Below are 4,641 nucleotides of genomic sequence, written 5' to 3' on the forward strand. Positions count from 1 at the left end.
GCTTGGCCAGTTCGTAATCACCTGCACCCAATAAAAACTCATAAATAGTGACTCGTTTCCACTCATCACCACCGGGTGTTACCACATTGCCTGCTTGAAGCAATAGAGATGGATTTTCATCGAGCAGGGCAAGTAGAGCCTTAACATCTTCTTGTCGTGCATACGCAGCGTGATGTAATGCCTTTGCGATACCGCTATTGGGGTCTTGGCCGAAATCACTTATTTCTTGAATTAATTCGACGGGTAATGTAGAAAAAATAGTGTTCTCGCGCTTGCGCAACATGAGCATGACGTAAACTTGTTCGCGGGTTAGCATGGACTTAAAACCTCGTTGTGTTTCATGATTTATTCATACGATCAATAAAAAATGTTCATTTTATAGCCAACACGAATTAAAGTAAAATTGGCTTTGAAAAGACTTGAGCGGAGTGCGATGAAAGTCGCACGCTCCGTTCTTATGCTTACTATTACCCATAAATCTAAAAATGTTAAGAAAGTTCTTCCCATAATTAATCTTTCGGTTATAAATAAGGGTAGGACTTAGTCTAAAAATGAAAATAAATGATAAAAGGAAATTTAAATTACCCATCTAGTGGATGGGCAGAGAGTGAGTTTGGCATTGTTAATTTTGGTGATAAACGATTAAGTAAAAGACTTCTAAAAATAGCAGATAGTTTTCTAATTCACCTGAGCGCTCAATAAATCAAGCATGTGAAGATTGGCACCAAAGCAAGGCAGCTTATAGGTTTTTTCAAAATGATGCAGTTTCTGAAAAGAAAATCTATAACTAAGACTGTTGAAAGAGCTAAAGAATATCCAATTATTTTAGCCATCCAAGATACCAGTTATATTTCCTATAAAAATCATAAAGACGCAGGGTCTAGGAATTATAGCGGCTAGAGTACGATCTAAAACCACTAATTTTCAAACACATGGATTAGTGATGCATACAACGTTTGCCGTGACAACAGAAGGTCTTCCTATAGGATTACTCGATCAAAAAATTAGTTCTAGGCCTCTCTTAGATAAAGAAGTAAAGGAGCTGAAAAAAAGAAGTCATAATATTGCTCTTCCTATAGAAGAAAAAGAAAGTATGCTGTGGATAGAGTCTCTTGAAAACTCTAATAATTATCCTGAATTAAAAAATGTTAAGGTGGTTACTGTTTGTGATAGAGAAGCTGATATTTATGATTTATTTGAAGTAGCCTCCATGAATCAATCTCCTTTTGTAGTTAGAGCTCGTCCAATTTTAAATGAGGCAGCTTGATATGGAAAAACGAGTTGAATTAAGTTGGTAGAGAAGAGCAATCACTCACTCTTCCCCCCATTTAGAACCACATCGTGCCCTATTAAGGCAATGGGCTCAAGACAACTCCGTTCGCAAATTCGTATCGATTTAGAATAAAACATGGCAGATTTTCGCCTCAGGTAAAGGATATTTGTCCGTAAACAGCGTGAATTTATCCCAACAGAGGATTTTCTCTGGCTGCGCCGGTTTAACCATTTGAACATTATTTCTTGAGCTTTTCTTAGAAAAGTCTGTACTTTCTTTGAGTTGAAGGTCACGCCGTAGTATTGCACATGTCCTCTCAGTTTGGCGCAGAACGTTTTCCAGATGGTACTCAGCGTATTCTTACATCTCACCTGGCGAGCCCATTCGTTGACTCTTTTGAGCTTGGCTCTTAGACGCTTACCACAAGTCTTCAACTTCGGGATTGTGTGTTTGTTTTGCGTCTTGCTTAGATAAAATGTGAATCCAAGAAAATCGAAAACACCTTGTTTTATACCGCTTTTGCTTTTGGTTTTTGAGAATGGAACAAGTTTTGTCTTATCCTCATTAAGCTTAAGCTTGTATTTTTCTAGACGTTTACTTAATGCCCTCTTGATTCTTATAGCATCCTTTTCATATCTACAACAGATGATGAGATCGTCCGCATAACGAAACGCTCGGATAGGTCCAGACATCCTTGGTTTCACCATTTCCTCTATCCACAAATCTATCACATAATGGGCCATGATATTAGCAAGCACTGGACTGCAACAGCTGCCTTGTGCTACACCTTCTTCACTAACCGTAAGCTCGTTTCCTGTGAGTACACCCGCCTTTAACATACGGCTGATATATTGCAGAAATTTGCTATCCTTTATTTTCACGCGTATCGTATCTTCAAGGATTTTGTGATCGATAGTATTAAAGTAATTTGCCAGATCAACATCGATTACTGTTTCCACTTCCTCCCGAAACAGGTGTTGGTGTAACGCTCGTATTGCGTCATGACATCCTAATTTTGGTCTGAATCCATATGAAGAATTCAGAAATATAGGGTCGTAGATGCTCTCGAGTATTCCCTGCACCCGTTTCTGCACTAATTTATCTTCAAAATTACTGATACCTAGTGGTCTAGTTGCACCGGGCTTTCCCTCTTTCGGGATCAGTACTTGTCGTACCGGTCCTGGGCGGTAACCCATGTGTTTCATTTGGTGGATTAGGCTTTCTAGATTTTCCTGAAGTTGTTCCCCATATTGCTCTTTTGTTATTCGGTCTGCTCCTACTGCTTTCTTTCCATCCAGCATGTCGAAACAGCGCCGCAGTGAATCCACGTTAATGTGATGCATTAAGCTATGGAACTCCCGAGCTGGGTCCTGCGCCGACAACCATGCTATCTCTGTTAATACTGTGTCCGTGTTAAATCGAGATTCTGATGTTCTCGTCACGTTTCCTCTCCAGAGTTGAAATTACCCAGAGGCCTTCCCTCCACGAACATTACTTCGCTTCAATGGTACTACGCCTCATCTGACTTCCTATTTGCCATTTTAGCTTCCTCGCTTTTACACTTGTGGGCTAATACTCCATCCTTGTGAGGGTCAATAGGATCTCCCACGTTTACACTTACGCTTTCATTACATGCCATGCTCTCTGACCCCGAGGACGACAGATACTTCTACCGATTGTCGTCGTATCTATTATCGCTTTCTGGTTTTCTGAACCCATCAGCCATCCTGAATCACCCTTAACGGGGCTGAATCGCTTCAACCTTATGGCTTACGGCCTGCAACTTCCCATGCCTACGCTTAGACTGTGTCGTTACCTTCTCAATCCCAAGGCTTGGTACGAAATGTGCTCGGTCGCACTTTTCCGGTAGCACTTTCAGCTACTAGCGGAGGTGCACTTTCGTGGCGTACCAGAAACGGGGCAAATGCAAACTATAAATAACTGGGTTTACCCAATAGTATTTCCCCAAAATTACCATTTATTTAAACACAGGGTATAATCCTTGTTTTTAAATAATTTGGGATACCTAGAATGCCATTACCAATTATTATATTGCTTGAACGCCACTGGGATGTAATGCCTAAAAAAGTATTGATAAATGCGTTACCATTTTTAAAAGAATCAGGATACGATACTTTATGTTTCGAATCTCCGAGTGAAATAAATGAACAAAAAACAATTGCTAATATTGAAAGCACTGTAAAATTTATAGAAGTAAGACTTGCTGAGGCAAATCAATGCTTAAATAGGCGTGGAATGTCTGTCGACCTACCAGCAATGAGTTATAGTGAGTTACAGCAGTTATTGCTTAATTATGTATCTACTCGCTATTCTAAAGAAATGGCCTTGTGGTTCAAAGAGCTTCCTGGACACAAAGAAAAGTTTGATTTGGTTAGGACAGCACAAGAAAAAAATATAAAAATTTGTGGTATTGATTTAACAAGCGCTCAACTAGAGCAGATAAATAGTTTAGAGTAGCAAACTAACCTTGGCATGCGGGTATCTGGAATAAATGAATTAGATAACAAACGTACTTTGACATTCAAGAAAAACTTATTAGAACTTCAGCAAAAGGGTAAAGGTGTAATCTTTGTTGTAGGTCAAAGCCACTATAAGCAGCTTGTCGAAGAGTTTGCAAAAGAATATCTTCTCGATGAGATTCTTTTCCTACATCCTTATGCATTGAAGTGTTTAGATAATTCATATATTGATTATTATTTGCCTTCATTTTCAAATATCAAAGGCCTTACTTTGCTTGAACAAGCTATTCTCGATCGTGATGATATTGAAATTTTTTCAAAAAACCTTCAAACCACAGCTCAAGCCATGTTGAATAATTCTATCTCTATTGCTCCTACAAGTATTTGCAAATTATTAAGTAATAAAACGAAATTAAATTTTGAAGCATATGTCCGCCCTAGTTACTTGGTCGATTGCTATCATTTTTTTAATAATCGACAAACTATAGCTGACACAGTAAATAAATTAAATGAAAAAGGAGTTCGTGGTTTTTTTAAATTCTTTAAAAATAAAGAATCATATTGTGTTCCAAGTGTTAATACTCATGAAATAGCTTCCCAGATTCAGAAAATAGATTTATAAAATTACATCGTATAATAAGGTTTTTTAAGTCCCAAAATGGCAGCAGAATATGCTGAAAGGTTTTGCCGCAGAAAATTTCAGGCACTGGTAAAATTTCCATATTTTTTGGAGTTCGACGATGCTCAGTTTCAAATGGAAACATTTCAAACAGGATATGATCCTGCTGTTGGTCAGATGTTATCTGGCCTATTCCCTGAGCTATCGTGATGTTGAGGAGCTTGCTCTGGAGCGTGGCCTGAACGTAGACCATTCGACCATCCATCGCT

3 protein-coding genes and 3 pseudogenes are annotated in these 4,641 nt (G+C 38.6%); 4 read left to right on the forward strand and 2 right to left on the reverse strand.

Annotated elements, in window-relative coordinates:
- Nucleotides 1-316, reverse strand: a pseudogene (locus WA877_RS00205) (hypothetical protein); the annotation flags it as partial.
- A gap of 245 nt (nt 317-561) precedes the next feature.
- Here WA877_RS00205 and WA877_RS00210 point away from each other — a divergent pair.
- Nucleotides 562-1,243, forward strand: a pseudogene (locus WA877_RS00210) (IS4 family transposase); the annotation flags it as partial.
- A gap of 65 nt (nt 1,244-1,308) precedes the next feature.
- Here WA877_RS00210 and ltrA read toward each other — a convergent pair.
- Entirely contained in the window at nt 1,309-2,616 is a 1,308-nt protein-coding gene (gene ltrA, locus WA877_RS00215) for a group II intron reverse transcriptase/maturase (RefSeq protein ID WP_425168934.1), read from the reverse strand.
- 688 nt (nt 2,617-3,304) lie between these two features.
- Here ltrA and WA877_RS00220 point away from each other — a divergent pair.
- From WA877_RS00220 to WA877_RS00230, 3 genes and pseudogenes are all read left to right on the forward strand, one after another.
- A complete protein-coding gene (locus WA877_RS00220) occupies nt 3,305-3,751 on the forward strand; it encodes a hypothetical protein (protein ID WP_425168935.1) in 447 nt (148 codons plus the stop codon).
- A 15-nt stretch (nt 3,752-3,766) separates the two neighbouring features.
- Entirely contained in the window at nt 3,767-4,375 is a 609-nt protein-coding gene (locus WA877_RS00225; protein WP_425168936.1) for a hypothetical protein, read from the forward strand.
- 118 nt (nt 4,376-4,493) lie between these two features.
- Nucleotides 4,494-4,641 (forward strand): annotated as a pseudogene (locus WA877_RS00230) (IS6 family transposase); the annotation flags it as partial.

The sequence above is a fragment of the Legionella sp. genome, assembly GCF_049790535.1.
In the GTDB taxonomy this organism is placed as follows: domain Bacteria; phylum Pseudomonadota; class Gammaproteobacteria; order Legionellales; family Legionellaceae; genus Legionella.

Bases quoted from the DNA above. Each gene is read 5' to 3' on its own strand.
- WA877_RS00220 (WP_425168935.1), top strand. From the start codon at position 3,305: ATGCCATTACCAATTATTATATTGCTTGAACGCCACTGGGATGTAATG.
- WA877_RS00225 (WP_425168936.1), top strand. From the start codon at position 3,767: ATGCGGGTATCTGGAATAAATGAATTAGATAACAAACGTACTTTGACA.
- ltrA (WP_425168934.1), bottom strand. From the start codon at position 2,616: ATGCATCACATTAACGTGGATTCACTGCGGCGCTGTTTCGACATGCTG.